Source organism: Aeromonas sp. 30P (genome assembly GCF_051919805.1).
In the GTDB taxonomy this organism is placed as follows: domain Bacteria; phylum Pseudomonadota; class Gammaproteobacteria; order Enterobacterales; family Aeromonadaceae; genus Aeromonas; species Aeromonas veronii.
Window position 1 is genome coordinate 1601016 of sequence record NZ_JBQBEA010000001.1, and the last position, 18828, is coordinate 1619843.

An 18828-nucleotide genomic window follows, 5' to 3' on the forward strand; every position below is an offset into this window, starting at 1 on the left:
TCGAGGAGGCTGCTCTATCCTTATTTGCGTCATTGTCCTCCCCATCCGGTGCCAAGGGGCTGCAAGCTGGACAAGCTGACGACAAGATGTGAACATGGCGCCCTTTATCGAGAGAGAGACTTGGCCAATGAGCTATGAACTGAGCGACACCGAGCGCAATGCCGCGCTGCAACTGAACGCTGATTACCGTTACGATCACTTCATCAGCAAGCTGGTCGAGCATGAAGAGCTGTTCGTCCTGACTGACGAGCATGGCGTCATGATGCTGACCACCGACGATGAAGATTGCATCCCGGTATGGCCGCACCCGGAGTACGCCAAGGCGTGGGCCGAAGGTGAGTGGGCCGATTGCAAGCCGCAGTCCATCACCCTGAAGGTGTGGCTGGAGCGCTGGGTTGACGGTATGGAGCAGGACGAGCTGTGTGTTGCCGTGTTCCCGACCCCGGATCAGGAAGGCATCGTACTGGAGCCGGCTGACGTGGCTGACGCCATTGCCGAGAAGCAGGCCAAACGCGGCTGATCACCGAGCTATTCGCAACACCGGTTGCCAACAAAGACCCCGCTATCTGGCGGGGTCTTTTGTTTTAAGGACTTTTGCCGATGGGCTGATGCAATCAGGGCTGGCGATAAGTGCTGTCGATGATAGGCTCGGCCGGGAAAGTTTTGCCACTCTTGATGGCTGCCCTGGTCTCGGATTTTAGCTCTTCATCGATCCACAGCAGACCGCCATAGCTGTAACCGCTGTTGTCGCCACCGAGGGGCCAGTAGAGCTGCTCGCTCTTGGGGGTGGCAGGTACTTTTGGCAGTTTTATCCAGCGCCAGGCTCCTTCCCGGGTGTAGGGCACCTGATAGGCGGGGACGAAGCTCGCCAGCTCATAGAGCCGCTGCTGGATCTGCCGTGACAGGGCCGCCTTTTTGGCAAAGTCGAACTCCTTGTCATACTGCTCCACCAAGGCCGTGATGGCGTCATCATCGATGTTCATGATGTTGTTGGTCTGGGGTTTGTTGGCGTTGACCTTGTGGAAGAACTCCCAATAGGCGGGATAGCGGCTACCCGCCCAGGCCATCCAGGCGCTCTGGTGTTTTTTCTCCTGCATCGATTTGAACCCAGCCGAGGCATCCATCAGGTTGAGCTCCAGATTAAGCCCCGCCTTCTTGGCCTCTTCCCGCAACAGCGTGAGCCGCTGTGCGTGCTCTGCGGTGGTGTAGGTGATGGCGAGGGTCAGTGACTGCCCCTTGTCGTTTTGCAAAATCCCCTGCGGCCCCACTTTGTTAAAGCCTGCCTTGGCAAAGTATTCCCGTGCCAGTTTGGGATCGAACGGACGGGCCTTGATCTCGCTGTTGGTAAACTCACCCTGACCTGAGCCATAACTGTTGAGTCGCTGGTAATCCCCCCGCAGCAGGCTGGTGAGCATCTTGTCGAGGTTGAGGGCATGCTGGACCCCGAGCCGCACATCGAGATTATTCAGCAGCGGATCGGCGGTGTTGAGATAGAGCCCCATTGGCGATTGCGGGGTCTGGTTGTAGAACCAGCGCCGCTCGATATACCCCTTCTCGAACTCCGCGGTTTTGGTCTTGTCGTGCCACCAGTTGGGCATCACCAGCGGGAAGGTGTCGAGATCGCCGCGCAGGAAGTGCTGCCAGGCGATGTTCAGATCCCTGAGCACCTTGATCTCGATCCGCGCAGGATTGAAGCGATGCTGGAAGTAGCGCTCGTCATCCCCCCACCAGTTTTCAATCCGCTTGAAGGTGACCGATTTACCCTTTTTCACCTGATCGAGCTGATAGGGGCCGGTGACTGGCAATACCTTCCAGTTGTACTCCTTGACCCAGTTGGCGGTGAGCTTGATGGCGTGGCTCGGCTCCGGGCTGATGGGCAGTGACTCGAGCAGATCCTGGCGGCTCTTTTCGGTGCCGCTGGTGATGGCCAGAGTGTGATCATCAAACTTGGTTATGTCTGCTATCTGGGTGCTGTAGTAGTTGTTGTACCAGGGGTCGTTGATCTCTTTGCTGCGCATCATCTTGAGGGTAAAGAGCCAATCATCGGCGGTCACCGGTTGGCCGTCTGACCAGCGTGCTTTGGGATTGATGCGAAAATAGAGGGTCTTGTTGTCGGCGCCGAAGGCCCACTCGTTTGCCAGCATCGGCATGGGGTTGCCGGTAACGGGATGAGTACTCAGCAGTGGCAGGTTGGTTTCCCGCACGTAACCGGCAAAGCCGCCGTTGGAGTCGGGGCCATATTTGCGCAGGGTCAGGGGGAAGCTGGTCATAAAGGTGCGAAAGGTGCCGCCGCGTTTGGCGGCCGGATCGGCATAGAGAGGATCCTGGTTGTTGCTCTCCCACTTCAAGTCAGCGGGCAGCGTGGCACTCCAGCCAAACGGGCTCCAGCACAGGGTCAGGGTGATGGCGGTGGCGCGAATGATAGGGGGGAGGCGGCGCCCCCCGGCGGTGATGGTCGATGGCATGTCCTTGCTCTCCTGAAAGTCTGCTTCCTGCAGATCATGTTCTGATGATGTCAGTCCCGATGGGGACTGGCTCATCATGAAAATTTTATCCTGTCAGGTCAATGAAATAGCGCAAATTGGCAGGCTCTCATCAGATCGCGCTCTGTGGTTTGAACCCGCGCAGCCGACCACCGAGCAGATGCACCACAAAGCCGAGTAGCACCAGACCTGAGCCCAGCCACTGCATGGCGGTCGGATGTTCATCGAGCAGCAGGGCGGCCGCCACCATGCCGACACAAGGGATCAGCAGGGAGAGGGGCGCCACCTGCGCCACCGGATAGCGCATCAGCAGTTGGCCCCACAGGCCGTAACCCAGCCAGGTCGCGACATACGAGAGATAGAGCACGCACAGCAATCCCTGCCAGCTGAAGTTGAGCAGGCTGCTGACCATCAGCTCCGGCCCTTCGAACTGCCAGGATAGGGCGAAAAACGGCACTATCGGTACCAGACCGCCCCAAGCGATCAGGCTCGGCAGCGTGGTCTGGTAGCGCAGACCAATCTGGCGATTGATGACGTTGCCAAGGCCCCAACAGGCTGCGGCGCACAGCGTCAGGATAAACCCGAGCAAGGTCAGGCTGCCTTCACCGTGAGTGGCGATCAGATAGAGGCCGCACCCCGCCAAGGGCAGCGCCACCCAGTGGTGGGGTTGCCAGCGCTCCCCGAGCCAGATCATCGCAAACAGCAGGGTGAACACCACCTGGGATTGCAGCACCAGCGAGGCCATGCCCGCCGGCATGCCGAACTTCATGGCGCAGAACAGGAAGGCAAACTGGCCGAGGCTGATGGCGCCGCCATAGGCCAGCAGCCAGCGCCAGGGCATGGCGGGCTTGGGCACCAGCAAGATGGCGGGAAAGACCACACCGATAAAGCGCAGTGCACCCAGCAGCAGGGGGGGAATCCCCTCCAGCCCCCACTTGATTGCGACGAAGTTGAGCCCCCAGCAGAGGATGACCAGAGCGGCCAGACACTTGTCCTTGGTTTGCATGGTTGAAATCCTTGTCATCAGCAGCGCGACGAGTGGGTGGGTTTACACAGCTCGGCGCGATCGGCAAGGGGGGGAGCATACCCTTGTGCAGGTGGTGAGTGTCAAGGAGGAAGACCCGTTTGGATTTTTCTGGTGGCGGGTCCTGATGGCAAGATCAGGGCAGATCAGGCCGCAACGCAGTGCAGGGTGATCCCCTTGGCCGCGATGGCGGCCCGCATGGGGGCGGGCAGGGCATCGTCGGTAACCAGCACGTTGATCTGGCCCGGCGCGCCAAGCTGGCTCGGGTGGATGGCGCCGAACTTGCTGCTGTCGGTGATGACCACATTGGTCATCCCCTTGGCCAGCACGCTGTTGACCACGTCGGCCCGCATCATGTCGCGGCCGGTGAAACCCATCTCGGGATGAAAACCGTCGACCCCGATAAAGGCCTTGGAGAAGTGCACCTGCTCGATGCAGAGGCGAGTGAGCGGCCCTACCACGCTCTCGCTCTGATGCTGGAACAGCCCGCCGAGCAGCACCACCTGAGCCGGGGTGTCTTTGAGCAGATGGGCGATATAGCTGCTGATGGTGATGATGGTGACCCGTTTGTGCAGGGCCAGATGGCGCGCCAGCATGGCGTTGGCGCTGCCCCCCTCGATAAAGACCGTCTCGCCATCTTCCACCAGCTGGGCGGCTCGCTCGGCGAGGCGCTCCTTGAGCAGGTAATTGATGTTCATCCGGGCATCCGGGTCATCGGTCTCCAGCGCCATGGCCGAGCCGTGTACCCGTCTGAGCAGTCCCTGCTTCTCCAGCGCGGTGAGGTCGTTGCGCACCGTCACCTCAGACACGCCGGTATGTCGGGAGAGTTCACTCACGCTCATCTTGCGAGCCTGATGGACCAGAGTGAGGATCAGTTGGTGGCGTGGATTCATGGTGCGCTCACATGCAAGGTGGTGGATAGCGGCAAGCCACCCGGGGGTGGCTTGCCAATCATATGACGTCACAGGCGCCATGGGGGGCTCCCCGTCAGAGACTGTGCTCGGTGCGGGCGATGATATCATCTTGCGCATCCGGGGATAAGGCGGTGAAGAATGCCGAATAGCCCGCCACCCGTACCACCAGATCCCGGTACTGATCCGGATTGGCTTTGGCCGCCAGCAGGGTTTCCCGCGAGACGATGTTGTACTGCACGTGCCACCCCTTGTGCACCTCGAAGAAGGTGCGCAGCAGGCTCATCAGCTTGGCCTTGTCCCGCTCGTTCTCAAGGCTCGCCGGACTCAGCTTCTGGTTGAGCAGCACCCCGCCGAGGATGGCCGCCGTGGGCAGCTTGCCGATGGAGTTGAACACCGCCGTCGGGCCGAGACGATCCGAACCCGACGAGGGGCTGGCCCCTTCCGCCAGCGGCGTGCGGGCATGGCGACCATCCGGGGTGGCCATGGTGGCGGCACCGAACGGCACGTTGGCGGAGATGGAGGAGGTGCCCGCATAGTAGGTACCGCCGATGGGGCCGCGGCCGAAGCGGGTGTTGTGCAGTCCCTTGAGCTCGTCGATGTAGCTCTGGTAGGCCTGCACCAGCAGCAGGTCAACCTCGTCCAGATCGTTGCCATATTTGGGGGCGGCATTGGTGAGGCGCTGGCGCAGCTGCTCCCCCGCCAGTCCGGCAAAATCTTGCTCCAGCGCAGCAGCCAGCTCGTGCTGATCCACCACACCCTGCTCGAACACCAGTTTCTTCAGGGCTGCCAGACTGTTGCCGAGGTTGGCGATCCCCACCTGCAGACCTGAGACCCAGTCATAGACGGCGCCCCCCTCCTTGATGGTCTTGCCGCGCTCGATGCAGTCATCCACCAGGGTGCTGCAGAGGATGTCATGGGCTTGAGCCTCCAGCACGCTGTCGACCACGCAGTCGATCTCGATGGATTTGCGGGTGAAGTAGCGCACCTGCTCATCCCAGCGGGCCATCACCTCGTCAAAGTTGCCAAAACTCCCGTCTCGCAGCGACTGGGGTTGGGGCAGGAATACCTTGCCGGTGGTGGCATCGCGGCCGCCATCCAGCGCCGCCAGCAGGATGCGGGCGAAGTTGATAAAGCTCATGCCGGTGCAGCGGTAGCCCCACTTGCCGGGCACGGCGGTCTCGATGCAGCCTATGGCGGCGTAATGGTGGGCATCCTCCACGCTCACCCCGAGCTTGATGAACTCGGGGATCACCACCTCGTCGTTGTTGAAGGCGGGCATGCCGAAGCCGCAGCGGATCACCTGAATGCAGGCGTCGAGGAAATCCTCGCTCATCCCGGCATGGTAGCGCACCGAGAGGTTGGGCTGGGTGGATCGCAGCTGGCCGCAGGACTCCAGAATCGCGTAGGAGAGGCCGTTGACCGCGTCATGGGCACTGCCATCCTGCCAGTTCTGGCCGCCGATGGTGACGTTCTGATAGAGCGGGCTGCCGGCGGAGGCTTTGGAGTGGGTGCCGGAGCGGATCTTGTTCACCTCCAGCAACTTGAGCCAGCACCCTTGCAGCAGTTCGATGGCGCGCGTTCGAGGCAGGGATTCCGACAATTCCACCTCGCGGCGATACCAGGGGTAGAGGTACTGATCCATCCGGCCAAACGACACCGAGTGACCGTTGGATTCGATCTGCAGGATGAGCTGGATAAAGTAGCAGAGCTGCAGCGCCTGCCAGAAGGTCTTGGGGGGCAGGTGGGCGATGTGGGCGCAGTTGAGCGCTATGGTCTCAAGCTCGTTTCGGCGCTCGGGGCGAGATTCTTGTGCTGCCATATCATGGGCAAGTGCGGCGTAGCGCGAGATGTGAACGCTGACCGCATCCAGAGTGATGGCGACGGCGTGCAGGAACTGCTCGCGCTGCAGATCGGCCCAATCCGCCAGATCCAGCCGACTGCGGCGCTCGGCCACCTTGGCCTTGAAGCCATCGAGACCCAGCGTGAGCAGCTCCTCATAGTTGACCGCGAGGTGGGCATCCCCCGAGGTCATGTTGCCCTCGGCCTTGATGATGCCGCTCTCCAGCAGCGCTTTCTGCTCGTCGGTAAAGAGGCCGAAGCAGCGATCCTGCACCGTCTGGCCGCGCCAGAAGGGGGTGAGGGCGTGGATGATCGCCTTGTCGGTTTCGCTGACTGCAAAACCGGCGCCGGGACGGTCTGCCAGCTCGTCGATCTCCTTCTCAATCCAGCTCACCGTGTATTCGGGAAAGAGCGGGGCCGCCCGTACCTGACTGGCCTGATTGCCGACGATAAGCTCGTCGTGCTTGATCCAGATGGTGCGCTCCTTGAGGTGATGGGCCAACGCCAGAGCGCGGCGCACCGGCAGCGGCCGGGCGAGGTGAGCCTGATAAGCTTCGGTGTAGTGGCGGGCACGCTCGGTGCAGACCGGCGGCTGAACGATGTGGATCAGGCTCTCTTTGTGGGCGCGGATCCGCGGGCTGAGGGTATTGAGGTCGAGCTGGGTCATGATCTTATCCTCTTGTCACAGGGGTCAGCCCCTGACGTTGGGCGTATGCATGGGCAAAGTGGAGTAAATCGGGGTCGTCGAGCGGTGTCTCCGGCGCCTGATAGGGCAGCTCCAGCAGGGCATATTTGCCCACGCCTAAGGTGTGGTAGGGGAGGAAGTGGATCTCCTGCACGGTGCCGAGACTGGCGGCGGTGTCGGTGATGGCTTCGATCGATGCGCGGTCGGCATTGAAGCCGGGAATGAGCGGCACCCGGATCTGCATCGGCACGCTGCGCTCGGCGAGGCGCTTGAGGTTCGCGATGGGCAGCTCCACCTTGCCGCGGGTCCAGTGGAAGAAACGTTCTTTATCCACGTGTTTGAGATCCGCCAGCAGCAGATCCAGTGAGGGGAGGCTTGGCTCAATCTGGTGCCAGGGTACATGGAGGCAGCTCTCGACCGCGGTGTGCAGCCCTTCGGCCTTGCAGCGGGCCAGCAGATTGGCAGCAAATTCGGGCTGCATAAACGGCTCGCCACCGGAGAGGGTGACGCCACCGCCGCTGCGCTCGAAGAAGGGGCGATCCCGCAGTATGGTGTCCATCAGGGTGTCCAGGGTGTCATCCCGACCGCACACCTGTAGCGCTTCGCTGGGGCAGAGGCCGCGCAGCCGTTCCATATCATCGGCTTTGAGGGCAGAACGGTTGAGCTGGATGCCCTCGCTGTCACGCAAGATTGCCGGACAAGCCTGGCTGCAGAGCTGGCATCCCTCGATGCACTGGCGCCGGTCGAGTAGTATGTCCGGCTTGGGAGAGCGGCTTTCCGGGTTTTGACACCAGCGACAGGCCAGCGAGCACCCCTTGAGAAACACCAGGGTGCGAATGCCGGGGCCGTCGTGAGTTGAATATCGTTGCAGGTCGAAAATCATACCGCCTCCTTTTGTATGTGCATTCTATTTGCTTTCATTCGAAAGTTGATTTGATTTCGATCAAGCTATTTGCAGATGTTTTATCGCTAGAATGGCGACATATTGAACATCCCGTTAAGGAGTTAGAGATGGAGCTGTATCTCGATACCGCCGATGTGGCGGCAGTGCGTCGCTGGTCACGGATCCTGCCGTTGGCCGGTGTCACCACCAATCCTTCCATTACTGCCGCCGGGGGATTGCCGCTCTATGAGCTGCTGCCCGCCCTGCGCGACGTGCTGGGCCCCAAGGTGCGCCTGTTTGCCCAGGTGATGGCCAAAACCGAAACCGAGATGGTGCGCGAGGCATTTGCCCTGCGTGAGCTGGATCCGGATCTGGTGATCAAGATCCCGGTATGCGCAGAGGGGCTGGCGGCCATCAAGAGCCTGACCGCCAACGGTGTGCCGACTTTGGGAACCGCAGTCTATACCCCGCTGCAGGGTTGGCTGGCGGCGGTGGCGGGGGCAGAATATGTCGCGCCCTACGTTAACCGGCTGGATGCCCAGGGTGGCGATGGCATTGCCACCGTGCAGGAGCTGCAACAGCTGCTTGCGCTGCACGCACCGAACAGCAAGGTGCTGGCGGCGTCATTCCGTACCCCGCGCCAGGCGCTCGACTGCCTGCTGGCTGGTTGCCAATCGATCACCTTGCCGCTCGATGTGGCGGAGCAGTTGCTGAACGTACCGGCAGTGGATGCGGCATTGGAGAAGTTTGATCAGGATTGGCTGCGCGCTTTCGGTCGCTGATCCCGGTGACAAGCTGATTGCAGTGATTGAGGGGGGAGGGTGAAGAAGCGCGGGTGATGGGGATTGACCGACTAGACTGGAAAGAGGTGGCTATATTCGCTGGCCGCCTTGCAGTCTACCGGAGGTATCCCATGAGCGACCATCTGCTACTCTCCCATGGTGAAGATTTGCGTCGTGCGGTGCTTTGGCTTAGCGAGCATCACCAGCACGATCTCGCCGCCATTGAAGAGGCCAGCCTGCGTTTTGATCTCTCGCCGCTGGATGAGGAGTTTCTGATCCAGCACTGGCTCGACAGCCAGCGCCAATCATGAATATCTGAGGTGAGAGATTTAGAAGAAGTTGGCGAGGTTGATGCCAAACTCTTTGGGGTCGACCGTGTTTTCGATGCTCTCCTGCACCCCTGACTTGGCCAGATCCAGCCACTGTACCTCGAGGTAGTGACGCTGGGTGGCGTGATAGATCACCTTGACCACCGGCTTGAGCGGCTGCTGCTCGTTGCGCTGCATCACGATAGCCAGGCGCTGGTTTGAGAGCTGTACCAGAGTGCCCACCGGATAGACCCCCATGCACTTGATGAACTTGGTAACCAGTTCGGCATCAAAGTGCTGATTGATCCCCTTGAGCAGAATGCGGAAGGCCTGGGTCGGCTGCATACCTGCTTTGTAGACCCGATCCGCGGTGATGGCATCATAGACATCGACGATGCCGCTCATCCGGGTATAGAGGGAGAGCTGCTCCCCCTTGAGTCGCTGCGGGTAGCCGGAGCCATCGAGCCGCTCGTGGTGGTTGGCGGCCACCTCCAGCATGGTGGGGGTGATGCCAGGGGTATTGCTGAGGATCTCGTAACTGTGCACCACATGCTGACGCATGATGGCGAACTCCTCATCGGTCAGCTTGCCCGGTTTGTGGAGCACCTCGTCCGGGGTCATGATCTTGCCCACGTCGTGCAGCAGGCCACCCAGGGTCAGCTCCTTGAGTACGCTGCGCTCCAGTCCCAGATAGCGGCCGAAGTTGGCCAGCAGAATGGCCACGTTCATGGAGTGCTCCATCAGGTAGGCATCCTTGGCGCGAATACGGGCCAGACAGAGCATGGCATCGCCGTGGGTGAACATGGTGTCCACCATCTCTTCGGCGACTTCGGCCAGCGGGGTGATGTCGATGGGTTCACCCGCTTTGAGGTGGCGAATGAACTTGCCTTGCAGCTCGCGCGCTTCCTGATAGAGGCGGCGGATTTTAAGCTCTCGTCCTTCGCCGTTGGCACTGGCCCGGCGCCCTACCTGGGCGCTGTTGGCATTGAGGTCGGGGGAGGTAACGGCGTCACTTTCGGCACTGCCCAGCTTGCTGCGGGCCAGATCGATGCGTACCGTGAGCACCCCCTGACGCACCAGATTGGCAATTTGCGCCACGCTGGTCACCAAGCCCATCTGGGCGATCTCCATCCCACCTGTCTGGCTGGCGATAGCAATGACATACATGCCGGGTTTCAGCTGGTTGACGGGAATGACGGGATAGGATGCTTGAGACTTCATGAGGGCTTCCTGACTCTTATTATTATGAGTATCGTTCGGATGGGTCACACCGGAGAAGTGTAACATCGGATGACCAGTTCGTCATAATTGGCAACCCCTTAACAGTGGCGTTGTCGCCCCCGCCCGATATAATGACGCCCCTTTACTTGTTGGACTCCGAGGTTGTGAATGCGGCTTGATAAATTTCTGTGCGATTGTTCCGATTTGACCCGCTCGCTGGCAGGCAAACTGATCCGTCAGGGCGAGGTCATGGTGGATGGCATTGTGGTCAAGCAGCCCGCCTTTCATATCAATGAGCAGAGCCAGATCGAGTTTGACGGCGTGCTGCTGACGCTGGAGCAGCGCAACCGCTATTTCATGCTGCACAAGCCGGAAGGTTACGTCTGCTCCAACGAGGATCCGGATCACCCGACCGTCTTCTTCCTGATGGATGAACCGGCGATGGGCAAGCTGCACGTAGTGGGTCGCCTCGACCTCGATACCACGGGTCTGGTGCTGGTGACCGACGACGGTCAATGGTCCCACCGCATCACCTCGCCGCGCCACGAGTGTGCCAAGACCTATCACGTCTGGCTGGCCGATCCGGTAAGCCCGGATGCGATCGCGCTGTTCGCCGAAGGGGTCTACCTGCGTAACGAGACCGATAAAACCCGTCCTGCCCAGCTGGAAATTCTCGGCGAGTGCGAGGCCCGCTTGACTATCCACGAAGGCAAGTACCATCAGGTCAAGCGGATGTTTGCCTCCATCGGCAACAAGGTCGTTGGCTTGCATCGCGAGCGGGTGGGCGGCTTGACGCTGGATGAGGAGCTTGCACCCGGTGAATACCGTGAGCTGACCGCTGAGGAGATTGCCCTGTTCTGATCAGGGGGGGCCGGGTGTCAGTGAGTACTGAAACCCAGCACCAGCGCCGTGCCCAGGGTGGCAATCAGTGCACCCGCCCAGGCGGCAATGGATGGCCGCTCCCCCGAGTGCCACCACAACAGCGGCAGCAGCAGTACCGGCGTGGTGGAGGAGAGAATGGCTACCATGCCCACCTCGCCCTGCCGCAGCGCCATCAGGATCAGCGTCATCCCCAGCCCCATCGCCAGAAAACCGTTGGTGGCAATCATGGCGAGGATATGGCGATTGACCGGTTTGAGCGGCATGGCCAGCGGCAAGCGCCCCAGCCGAAGGACGCAGTGGGCCAGCAGGGCACTGCCCATCCGGATACCCGATGCACTCACCGCATCCACCTCACCACTCATCATCACCGGCTTGGCGATGATGGCTCCCACGCTTTGACACAGTGCCGCCGTCAGGCCAAGGCCAATTCCCAGCGCCAGATTGCCACGGATCTGCTCCCACTCGTTGCTGCTACTGCGTCTGCCAAACAGGATCGCCAGCATCACGCCGGCAAAGACCAGCATGGCCCCCAGCAGTCGCCAGCCAGTCAACTGTTCATTAAAGAGCCACAGCCCAAGCAGGGCGGAAAACAGCGCATGGCAGGAGAAGAGCAGGGCACTGCATCTTGGCCCCAGCCGATTCATGCAGGCAAACAGCGCGGTATCGCCCACGAAGATGCCGACCAGCCCCGAGATGGCGAGCAGGGGCAGGGCGCTTGCGGTGAGGGTTTGCCAGCCACCGGTGAGCAGACTCATGGTGCCGAGCATCAGGCTGACCAGAAACATGCGCCAGCGGCTGTAGGCAAATGCGCCGAGATGACGGGCCGGTTTGACCGAAATTAGCGCTGCAATTGCCCATAAACTGGCCGACGCGAGGGCCAGCCACTCATAACCCATAAAAACTCCTGAAAAAATTAACCCGAAAGACTCCATCTCCCGGGCAAGCCCGATACAATACGGGGCGTTTTCGGGGATAACAAGAGCGGCATCAGGCATTCATCAGGCGCGCCGTCGGCCTTCCCCTCCTGCAGTGGTTTTATTCGAGGTTTTGTCATGAGGTATGGTTTCTTCTCCAAGCTGGCACAACGCTGGCTATCCCCGCTATTGCTTGCCGTGCTGGCAGGGCCACTGGCCCATGCCACCACCGTTGAGCAGCAGCCTCTGCTTGCCGATCGGCAAACCCTGGTAAAGGGCAACGGTGCCGAGCCGGAGTCGCTGGATCCGGCGCTGGTGCGCTCCGGTTTTCCGGGGGAGGCGGTACTGGTCGATCTGTTTGAAGGGCTGGTCAGCGAAGATGGTCAGGGGAATATCGTTCCTGCTCAGGCACAGCGCTGGGAGGTGAGTGAAGATGGGCTGGAGTGGCGATTCTTCCTGCGCCCTCAACTGAAATGGTCCAATGGCGAGCCGCTGGTGGCCGCTGATTTTGTCTATGCCTGGCGCCGTCTGCTCGATCCGGCCATCAACTCCCCTTCTGCCGGATTGCTGCTGGCAACGGGGATCAACAATGCGCAATCCATCTATGCCGGTGCGCTGGAGCTCGGCAATCTTGGCATTGAAGCGCAAAGCGATCAGATTTTGAAAATCACTCTGGAGCGGCCGGCTCCCTATTTCCTGCAGCTCATCAGTCAGCGCCCCTTTGTGCCAGTCAATCAGAAGGCGATAGCCAAATTTGGCAAGCAGTGGACCGAGCCCGGCAAGCTGGTGAGCAATGGTGCTTACCGGCTGACAAGTTGGACGCCAAACGAGCGGATAGAAGCCGAGCGCAATATCCACTACTGGGATGACCTTCACACCCGTATCGGGCGTGTCACCTATCTGCCTATCACCTCGCAACATGCCGAACGGCTGCGCTATGAGGCTGGTGAAATCCAGCTCACCAACAAGGTCTCCCTCGGCTATTACCAGAAGATGAAGCGCGAGTCTCCGGAGCGGCTCTGGGGCTTGCCGCTTTTTGGCACCTATCTCTATGCGTTCAATTTGAAGCGACCCGAACTGCAGGATGTGCGGGTGCGTCAGGCGCTCTCCATGGCGGTTGATCGACAGCAGCTCATTGGATCGGTGAGCGGGCAGGATGAACAGGCGGCATGGTCGCTGTTGCCGGAGATGCCGGGTTACCCCCGGGTGATATTGCCTGTGGCACTTGAAGATATGCCAACCCGCCAGGCCAAAGCGGCTGCGTTGTTGTCAGCGGCCGGGTATAACAGTGCGAATCCACTCAAGCTGAGCATCACCTACAACAGCGCCGAAACCCACAAGCAGATGGCGATGGCCATTGCCGTCATGTGGCAGAAGCTGGGGGTACAGGTCACCCTCAACAGTCTGGAGTGGGGCGCCTATCAGGTGGCCAAGGATAGCGGTGATTTCCAGGTGGCCAGAAGCTTTCTGTTTGGCGATTACGTGGAGCCGTCAGCCATGCTGGGCAGCTTCCGTTGTCAGGATCTGCGCAACGAGAGCGGCTACTGCAATCCCGATTTTGATCTGTTGCTGGAGCAGGCGGCCAATACGCTGGACAGCGCGAGCCGGGTTGAACTCTACCGGCATGCCGAACAGTTGCTGCTTGAGGAGGCGCCGATCCTCCCCGTGTATCATTACAATCAGATGAGACTGGTCGATCCCGCGCTGCGAGGGCTACCCAGCCAGAATTTGAAAGGGACGATTGCCACCAAGGATCTCTATTTCAGCCCGCAGTGAGGAGCATTTCATGAAACTTGCCATCATTTCCGACATCCACGGCAGCATCATTGCGCTGGAACGGGTGCTGACCCAACTTGAGCCCTGGCAGCCGGATCACTATCTGCTGCTCGGCGATCTGCTCAACCATGGCCCGCGTAATCCTCTGCCGGAGGGATATAACCCGGCCGCCGTGGCCGATCGGCTCAACGAGCTGGCACCGCAGATCATCGCGGTACGGGGCAATTGTGATTCCGAAGTGGATCAGATGCTATTGCGCTTTCCCATCACCGCCCCCTACAACCAGCTGCTGGTCGATGAGCGGCGCTGGTTTGTCAGCCACGGTCATCTTTATCGCCCGGACGAGGTACAACTGCCGGAGGGTAGTCTTTTCCTGAGCGGTCACACCCATGTGCCGGTGCTGGAGTGGCAGGGGGCGCGGGTATTGATGAACCCGGGGTCTATCTGTTTCCCGCGCGGCGAGTTGCCTGCCAGTTACGGGTGCTATGAGGACGGAGTGCTTCGCGTCAATGCGTGTGAGGACGGGCGAGAGTTGTTGCGACTGGTGCTTTAAAACGGAGAGCAAAAATGCAAGGCCTGATAAGAGATGTCAGGCCTTGATACCGTAGGAGCGGGTGCCAGAGCGAGTGTTACCCTTGGCGTCATAGGTCAGGCTGTTGCGATCGCGCAGCTGACTCAGAAAGGTTGCCAGACGACGGTTTGAGACGATGCTCAATTCAAGCAATCGACCGTTGATATCATTTTGTGCCTGGCAAGCATCCAGTTTTGCACGAAGCTGCGCCATCTCGTCGGGATAGGCTGCCAGCTGCAGTGCCAGTTCCGGCATCTCTGCCAGAGTCTTGTCCAGGGTTTCTATCGCAGCAAGCAACTGCTGTTTGCGCTCGGTCAGTGCGGGCAGGGCCAGTGCCTGATGCTGTTCGAGCAAGCTGAACTCCTCTTCCAGAATGCCTTGCATCTGGCTGAGGTAATCATCTTGGGTGTGCAGTAACGAAGGTAAATCCATCATCCCAGAACTTTGTCCAGATTGGCCTCGAAACTGAACATCTTCTTGGCCACAGCGTCGCTGTTAACCTGATATTCGCCACTCGCGACGGCTTTTTTCAGCCGTTCGACCTTGCTCTCATTGCCGGTCGAGGCGGTATTGAGGTTTTGTTGCATCTTTTGCAATTGTTGCGCCTCACTGGTCAAGGAGACGGAGTCCAGCTTGACAGTAGCCGCTTTGTTTTCGGGCGATGAGGTGACTGACTTGCTGCCTGTCCCCTGGCTATTAGCGGTATTTTGCAACCGATTATTCGCCAAGTTGTTGATATTGTTGATGGCCATTTTAGTTACCTTCGTCTGCTTTAAGGTTTGCTTACCTGTTTATCGGTGCGGCAGATCAAAACTTTAGAAAAAAGTTGTCAAGGATCCGGATTTAAAAAGTGACCGATACGGCACCGACTGCACTGACTTTACCCTCAACGGTTTTGCCGGAGCGAATATTGACGAGTTTGATGATCTCTCCGAAGCTGCCATCTTGCAAGGCTCGGGCCATGGTTTTGATCTGGAAGTTGCTGTTTTCTGCCGTCAGGGTGACCTGATCCCCTTTGCACACGACACAAACCTGGCTCAAACGGATGGGTTGCCCCGGTTTTAGCTCCCGCTTGCTGCGTACTCCGATAAGAGGGGCTGTGTCAGTCAGGTAGTCGCCGCGGATCAGGGTCTGATCTTGATAGGCCAACACCAGCTGGCTTTCACTCAGCAGGTCCCCCTTGGCGATGGGGTTGGTCACAGTGACATAGGGCTTTTGAATGCTGACCCGCACCGGGAGATAGACGTCCCAAGGTTTGTCTTCCTCACATTTAAGGTAAACTGTTGTATTACGGCGAATTTCCATTTTTGCTGGTAAGCTGATGGTGAGCAGATCTTCGCAGCGGGTCAGTGGGAGCCGTTCATCCAGCGTGGCAGAGGTGACCTCGGCTCTGGCATCCAACGGAATATCCAGCTGGCTGTAAACGAACTCTTGTGCCTTTTCTTGCAGATAAGTAGTGACGTCTGAGGCGTAGCTGGAAGATATGCTGCCAAAAAAGAGGCTGATGAGTAAAAGTCGGTTAATCATTTTCGCTCGTTGGTCGATAAGTTGTTCACGCATATCACCATATTTAACTATGATTGCTTCAGAATCTGTTCGTTGTCACATCGATAGTCTGACGCAATCCATCACGCATGCATGATTAATGCCAAGCGTTTTTAGGGAGTGTTTATGGCCAGTATCCTGGACTCGGTCAACCAACGTACCCAGCTAGTGGGGCAAAACCGGCTGGAGTTGTTGTTGTTTCGTCTCAATGGACGTCAAAGATTTGGCATCAACGTATTCAAAGTGCGTGAAGTGTTGCAGTGTCCCCCCTTGACCGTGATGCCCAAACTGAACTCCTGCATCCGCGGGGTTGCACATATTCGTGGCCAGACTATCTCGGTCATCGACCTCAGCATGGCGGTTGGCAAACGCCCGATTGATGACCTGAGCAAATGCTTCATTATCATCTCCGAGTACAACCGCTCTATTCAGGGTTTTCTGGTGCATTCGGTCGAGCGCATCATCAATATGAACTGGGAATCCATCCTGCCTCCGCCTAAAGGTGCGGGTCGCATCAACTACATGACAGCCGTGACTGAAGTCGATGGCGAGTTGGTCGAAATCCTTGATGTTGAGCGGATATTGAACGAAATTTCGCCGGTTGCAACGGATGTGAGTGAGGAGTTGGTTCAGGCCAGTGTCGACCACCCGACTCTGGGGCGTCCTGTTCTTGTTGCGGATGACTCCTCAGTGGCACGCAAACAGGTACAACGTGCGCTTGAGGCTATCGGTGTCGAGTGCGTGTTGGCAAAAGATGGCCGCGAAGCATTGAACATGCTGCTGGAAATGACCAAAAATGGTCCTATCAAGGATCAGGTTGCGCTGGTTATTTCGGATATCGAAATGCCGGAAATGGATGGCTATACCTTCACTGCCGAGATCCGGAATAATCCCAATCTCAAGGATTTGCATGTTATTCTGCATACCTCGCTCAGTGGAGTATTCAACCAGGCAATGGTGCAGAAAGTTGGTGCGAACAATTTTATCGCCAAGTTCCAGCCTGATGAATTGGCCAAGGCCGTACAAAACGCACTCTAATAAAGAAGAACAGCTGCATGAAGACACTTTCGGACGACTTATACAAACAGTTCAGCAACTTTCTGGCGGTACAGAGCGGAATTGTGCTGGGGGATAACAAACAGTATCTGGTGAAGAGCCGTCTTTCACCTTTGATGGCTCAGTTTGGCATCGAGAGTCTGTCTGATCTGGTTACCCGTGCAATGAGTGTGCGAGAGCGTGACCTGAAAATGGCCGTAGTAGATGCCATGACGACCAACGAGACCCTCTGGTTTCGTGATACTTACCCGTTTCAGCTTCTTACTGACAAGATTTTTCCCGAGTTGGGGAAAAGTGGCCGCCCCATCAAGATCTGGTCGGCTGCATCCTCGTCAGGTCAGGAACCCTATTCCATTGCCATGACGGCACTGGAACAGCAGATGAAAAAGCCGGGTACCTTGCCTGGTGGCGTGCAGATTGTCGGGACGGATATTTCGACGACCATGCTCAATCAGTGTAAGGAAGGCGTTTACGATAGCCTTGCTCTGGCGCGCGGTTTGTCACCGGAGCGCAAGAAGATGTTTTTTGAGCCCTACGGTGACAACAAGATGCGGGTTGCCGAGCGAGTCAGAAAATTGACCACCTTCCGGCCACTCAACTTGCTTGAGAGCTATAGTCTGCTCGGCAAGTTTGACATTATTTTTTGCCGTAACGTGCTCATCTATTTTGCGCCGGAAGTGAAGTCGAAGATCCTCAACCAGTTTGCTGCTAGTCTCAATCCCGGTGGATATCTGATGCTGGGCGCGTCGGAGTCACTGGCCGGGTTAACCGATCGGTTCGAGATGATCCGCTGCAATCCGGGGATTGTCTACAAGGTCAAATAGGCCTGATGGCCTTGATATTCGGGGTCTGCCGAATATTGCCAGTTCATGCAAAGAGGGAAGCTACGAGCTTCCCTCTTTCTTAATCTACAGCTCAGTCTTTCTATTTACCTATCATATCTCGCCACTGCAAAAGTGGTTGCAACCTTAAGGTGGCCAAATGATGCCGTCTGACTCAAGGCACGAGATGCTCCTGCCGTTTTCGGTCTGAACTGTGCTCATACCCAAACTATCGAACTGAGTGATTTGCTTATGGCACACCTCTTGCAAACAAATTAAACCAAGCAGGAGGTGTGCTATGGCTCTTTCATTTGACAAGGCATTCGGTGTGCATCAACACACTATAAGCGTTCGCGCCAAGCGTGCTGAGGTGCTTTCCAGCAATATTGCCAACGCAGATACCCCGGGCTTCAAAGCCAGGGATATCAATTTTGCTCAGGCATTGCAGGAGGCCCAGTCGCATCAGGGTTTTGGTTTGGCAACGACCAGCGAAAAGCACTTTGCCTTGAATATGGACGCCCCGGGTACCGTGCAATATCGCAACCCGCTGCAACCGGATACCGGTGACGGCAATACAGTCGATGTGCAGCAGGAGCGCAGCGAATTTCTGCGCAATAGCCTTGAGTATCAAACCTCCCTTGAATTTATGAATAGCAAGATCAGTGGCCTGCTCAAGGCCCTGAAAGGAGAGCAGTGATGAGTTTGTTCAAGGTCTTTGACATAGCAGGCTCGGCTATGAGTGCACAGTCAGTGCGCCTCAACACAGTTGCCAGCAACATGGCCAACGCGGACAGCGTCAGCTCCAGTGTGGAAAATACTTACCACGCCAGGCGGCCAGTCTTTGCCGCCCAGCTCGATCAGGCGATGTCTGACAAGCAGGGCTCGGTCGGGGTTGAGGTGAAAGGGATTGTCGAGAGCAAGGCGCCACTGCTCAAGGAGTACAACCCCAACCACCCGATGGCGGACAAAGACGGTTTTATCTTCAAGCCAAACGTCAACATGGTTGAAGAGATGGCCGACATGATCAACGCCTCGCGCAGCTACCAGACCAACGTACAGGTTGCTGATTCGGCCAAGAAGATGCTGCAGCAGACGCTCCAGCTTGGCAAATCCTGATAGGAGGG

At 58.2% G+C, this 18828-nt stretch carries 20 protein-coding genes; 10 read left to right on the top strand and 10 right to left on the bottom strand.

The features are described 5' to 3' along the window. Positions 1–127 precede the first annotated feature (127 nt). Entirely contained in the window at positions 128–520 is a 393-nt protein-coding gene (locus tag ACTG2B_RS07520; protein ID WP_005334204.1) for a DUF2750 domain-containing protein, read from the top strand. A 94-nt stretch (positions 521–614) separates the two neighbouring features. Here the strand turns inward: ACTG2B_RS07520 and ACTG2B_RS07525 are convergent, their stop codons facing one another. The 5 genes from ACTG2B_RS07525 to ACTG2B_RS07545 all read right to left on the bottom strand — a co-directional run bounded on the left by ACTG2B_RS07525 (position 615) and on the right by ACTG2B_RS07545 (position 7828). Next, positions 615–2465 (bottom strand): extracellular solute-binding protein, encoded by a 1851-nt coding sequence (locus ACTG2B_RS07525; RefSeq protein WP_439996917.1) that lies wholly within the window; start codon positions 2463–2465, stop codon positions 615–617. 130 nt (positions 2466–2595) lie between these two features. Continuing rightward, positions 2596–3489, bottom strand: coding sequence for an EamA family transporter (locus ACTG2B_RS07530; protein WP_429200937.1), 894 nt, complete (start codon positions 3487–3489; stop codon positions 2596–2598). Positions 3490–3653: 164 nt separating this feature from the next. Next, positions 3654–4400 carry a DeoR/GlpR family DNA-binding transcription regulator gene (locus ACTG2B_RS07535; protein ID WP_005350628.1) on the bottom strand — a complete coding sequence of 249 codons (747 nt, stop codon included), beginning with the start codon at positions 4398–4400 and terminating at the stop codon, positions 3654–3656. A 94-nt stretch (positions 4401–4494) separates the two neighbouring features. Continuing rightward, positions 4495–6927: a formate C-acetyltransferase/glycerol dehydratase family glycyl radical enzyme gene (locus ACTG2B_RS07540; protein ID WP_439995462.1), complete on the bottom strand. Its 2433-nt coding sequence runs from the start codon at positions 6925–6927 to the stop codon at positions 4495–4497. 4 nt (positions 6928–6931) lie between these two features. Next, positions 6932–7828, bottom strand: a complete 897-nt coding sequence (locus tag ACTG2B_RS07545) for a glycyl-radical enzyme activating protein (RefSeq protein WP_439995463.1) — start codon at positions 7826–7828, stop codon at positions 6932–6934. Between the two features lie 128 nt (positions 7829–7956). Here ACTG2B_RS07545 and fsa point away from each other — a divergent pair, with 128 nt between their 5' ends. Both fsa and ACTG2B_RS07555 read left to right on the top strand, forming a co-directional pair. Then, the gene (fsa, locus tag ACTG2B_RS07550) at positions 7957–8610 is read left to right on the top strand and encodes a fructose-6-phosphate aldolase (protein ID WP_425854430.1); all 654 of its coding nucleotides are present in this window, start codon (positions 7957–7959) and stop codon (positions 8608–8610) included. A gap of 131 nt (positions 8611–8741) precedes the next feature. Next, positions 8742–8921, top strand: a complete 180-nt coding sequence (locus tag ACTG2B_RS07555) for a hypothetical protein (protein ID WP_439995464.1) — start codon at positions 8742–8744, stop codon at positions 8919–8921. Positions 8922–8939: 18 nt separating this feature from the next. On the opposite strand, the gene ACTG2B_RS07560 is transcribed toward ACTG2B_RS07555, so the two are convergent. Continuing rightward, the gene (locus ACTG2B_RS07560) at positions 8940–10139 is read right to left on the bottom strand and encodes an HD-GYP domain-containing protein (protein ID WP_019446125.1); all 1200 of its coding nucleotides are present in this window, start codon (positions 10137–10139) and stop codon (positions 8940–8942) included. Between the two features lie 168 nt (positions 10140–10307). Between ACTG2B_RS07560 and rsuA the strand changes: the two genes are divergently transcribed. Continuing rightward, entirely contained in the window at positions 10308–11000 is a 693-nt protein-coding gene (rsuA, locus tag ACTG2B_RS07565; RefSeq protein WP_021231067.1) for a 16S rRNA pseudouridine(516) synthase RsuA, read from the top strand. 17 nt (positions 11001–11017) lie between these two features. Here the strand turns inward: rsuA and ACTG2B_RS07570 are convergent, their stop codons facing one another. Next, positions 11018–11917, bottom strand: coding sequence for a DMT family transporter (locus tag ACTG2B_RS07570; RefSeq protein ID WP_439995465.1), 900 nt, complete (start codon positions 11915–11917; stop codon positions 11018–11020). Positions 11918–12073: 156 nt separating this feature from the next. On the opposite strand from ACTG2B_RS07570, the gene ACTG2B_RS07575 reads away from it, so the two are divergent. Beyond that, positions 12074–13711: a peptide ABC transporter substrate-binding protein gene (locus ACTG2B_RS07575; protein ID WP_439995466.1), complete on the top strand. Its 1638-nt coding sequence runs from the start codon at positions 12074–12076 to the stop codon at positions 13709–13711. Between the two features lie 10 nt (positions 13712–13721). Continuing rightward, the gene (gene yfcE / locus ACTG2B_RS07580) at positions 13722–14264 is read left to right on the top strand and encodes a phosphodiesterase (protein WP_181224365.1); all 543 of its coding nucleotides are present in this window, start codon (positions 13722–13724) and stop codon (positions 14262–14264) included. Positions 14265–14300: 36 nt separating this feature from the next. Here the strand turns inward: yfcE and ACTG2B_RS07585 are convergent, their stop codons facing one another. From ACTG2B_RS07585 to flgA, 3 genes are all read right to left on the bottom strand, one after another. Next, on the bottom strand, positions 14301–14717 hold the full coding sequence (locus tag ACTG2B_RS07585; protein WP_040066163.1) for a flagella synthesis protein FlgN: 417 nt from the start codon (positions 14715–14717) through the stop codon (positions 14301–14303). After that, the gene (gene flgM, locus ACTG2B_RS07590) at positions 14714–15034 is read right to left on the bottom strand and encodes a flagellar biosynthesis anti-sigma factor FlgM (protein ID WP_005334177.1); all 321 of its coding nucleotides are present in this window, start codon (positions 15032–15034) and stop codon (positions 14714–14716) included. The genes ACTG2B_RS07585 and flgM overlap by 4 nt, the downstream gene beginning before the upstream one ends. A 91-nt stretch (positions 15035–15125) precedes the next feature. After that, positions 15126–15809 carry a flagellar basal body P-ring formation chaperone FlgA gene (gene flgA, locus ACTG2B_RS07595; RefSeq protein WP_081990713.1) on the bottom strand — a complete coding sequence of 228 codons (684 nt, stop codon included), beginning with the start codon at positions 15807–15809 and terminating at the stop codon, positions 15126–15128. 144 nt (positions 15810–15953) lie between these two features. On the opposite strand from flgA, the gene ACTG2B_RS07600 reads away from it, so the two are divergent. From ACTG2B_RS07600 to flgC, 4 genes are all read left to right on the top strand, one after another. Next, positions 15954–16865 carry a chemotaxis protein CheV gene (locus ACTG2B_RS07600; RefSeq protein WP_005334174.1) on the top strand — a complete coding sequence of 304 codons (912 nt, stop codon included), beginning with the start codon at positions 15954–15956 and terminating at the stop codon, positions 16863–16865. A gap of 17 nt (positions 16866–16882) precedes the next feature. Further along, positions 16883–17707 carry a CheR family methyltransferase gene (locus ACTG2B_RS07605; RefSeq protein ID WP_005350656.1) on the top strand — a complete coding sequence of 275 codons (825 nt, stop codon included), beginning with the start codon at positions 16883–16885 and terminating at the stop codon, positions 17705–17707. A gap of 295 nt (positions 17708–18002) precedes the next feature. Continuing rightward, positions 18003–18401, top strand: a complete 399-nt coding sequence (flgB, locus tag ACTG2B_RS07610) for a flagellar basal body rod protein FlgB (protein WP_005334169.1) — start codon at positions 18003–18005, stop codon at positions 18399–18401. Beyond that, positions 18401–18820, top strand: a complete 420-nt coding sequence (gene flgC, locus ACTG2B_RS07615) for a flagellar basal body rod protein FlgC (protein ID WP_005350658.1) — start codon at positions 18401–18403, stop codon at positions 18818–18820. The genes flgB and flgC overlap by 1 nt, the downstream gene beginning before the upstream one ends. Positions 18821–18828: the final 8 nt, after the last annotated feature.

Bases quoted from the DNA above. Each gene is read 5' to 3' on its own strand.
- ACTG2B_RS07520 (WP_005334204.1), top strand. From the start codon at position 128: ATGAGCTATGAACTGAGCGACACCGAGCGCAATGCCGCGCTGCAACTG.
- ACTG2B_RS07525 (WP_439996917.1), bottom strand. From the start codon at position 2,465: ATGCCATCGACCATCACCGCCGGGGGGCGCCGCCTCCCCCCTATCATT.
- ACTG2B_RS07530 (WP_429200937.1), bottom strand. From the start codon at position 3,489: ATGCAAACCAAGGACAAGTGTCTGGCCGCTCTGGTCATCCTCTGCTGG.
- ACTG2B_RS07535 (WP_005350628.1), bottom strand. From the start codon at position 4,400: ATGAATCCACGCCACCAACTGATCCTCACTCTGGTCCATCAGGCTCGC.
- ACTG2B_RS07540 (WP_439995462.1), bottom strand. From the start codon at position 6,927: ATGACCCAGCTCGACCTCAATACCCTCAGCCCGCGGATCCGCGCCCAC.
- ACTG2B_RS07545 (WP_439995463.1), bottom strand. From the start codon at position 7,828: ATGATTTTCGACCTGCAACGATATTCAACTCACGACGGCCCCGGCATT.
- fsa (WP_425854430.1), top strand. From the start codon at position 7,957: ATGGAGCTGTATCTCGATACCGCCGATGTGGCGGCAGTGCGTCGCTGG.
- ACTG2B_RS07555 (WP_439995464.1), top strand. From the start codon at position 8,742: ATGAGCGACCATCTGCTACTCTCCCATGGTGAAGATTTGCGTCGTGCG.
- ACTG2B_RS07560 (WP_019446125.1), bottom strand. From the start codon at position 10,139: ATGAAGTCTCAAGCATCCTATCCCGTCATTCCCGTCAACCAGCTGAAA.
- rsuA (WP_021231067.1), top strand. From the start codon at position 10,308: ATGCGGCTTGATAAATTTCTGTGCGATTGTTCCGATTTGACCCGCTCG.
- ACTG2B_RS07570 (WP_439995465.1), bottom strand. From the start codon at position 11,917: ATGGGTTATGAGTGGCTGGCCCTCGCGTCGGCCAGTTTATGGGCAATT.
- ACTG2B_RS07575 (WP_439995466.1), top strand. From the start codon at position 12,074: ATGAGGTATGGTTTCTTCTCCAAGCTGGCACAACGCTGGCTATCCCCG.
- yfcE (WP_181224365.1), top strand. From the start codon at position 13,722: ATGAAACTTGCCATCATTTCCGACATCCACGGCAGCATCATTGCGCTG.
- ACTG2B_RS07585 (WP_040066163.1), bottom strand. From the start codon at position 14,717: ATGATGGATTTACCTTCGTTACTGCACACCCAAGATGATTACCTCAGC.
- flgM (WP_005334177.1), bottom strand. From the start codon at position 15,034: ATGGCCATCAACAATATCAACAACTTGGCGAATAATCGGTTGCAAAAT.
- flgA (WP_081990713.1), bottom strand. From the start codon at position 15,809: ATGATTAACCGACTTTTACTCATCAGCCTCTTTTTTGGCAGCATATCT.
- ACTG2B_RS07600 (WP_005334174.1), top strand. From the start codon at position 15,954: ATGGCCAGTATCCTGGACTCGGTCAACCAACGTACCCAGCTAGTGGGG.
- ACTG2B_RS07605 (WP_005350656.1), top strand. From the start codon at position 16,883: ATGAAGACACTTTCGGACGACTTATACAAACAGTTCAGCAACTTTCTG.
- flgB (WP_005334169.1), top strand. From the start codon at position 18,003: ATGGCTCTTTCATTTGACAAGGCATTCGGTGTGCATCAACACACTATA.
- flgC (WP_005350658.1), top strand. From the start codon at position 18,401: ATGAGTTTGTTCAAGGTCTTTGACATAGCAGGCTCGGCTATGAGTGCA.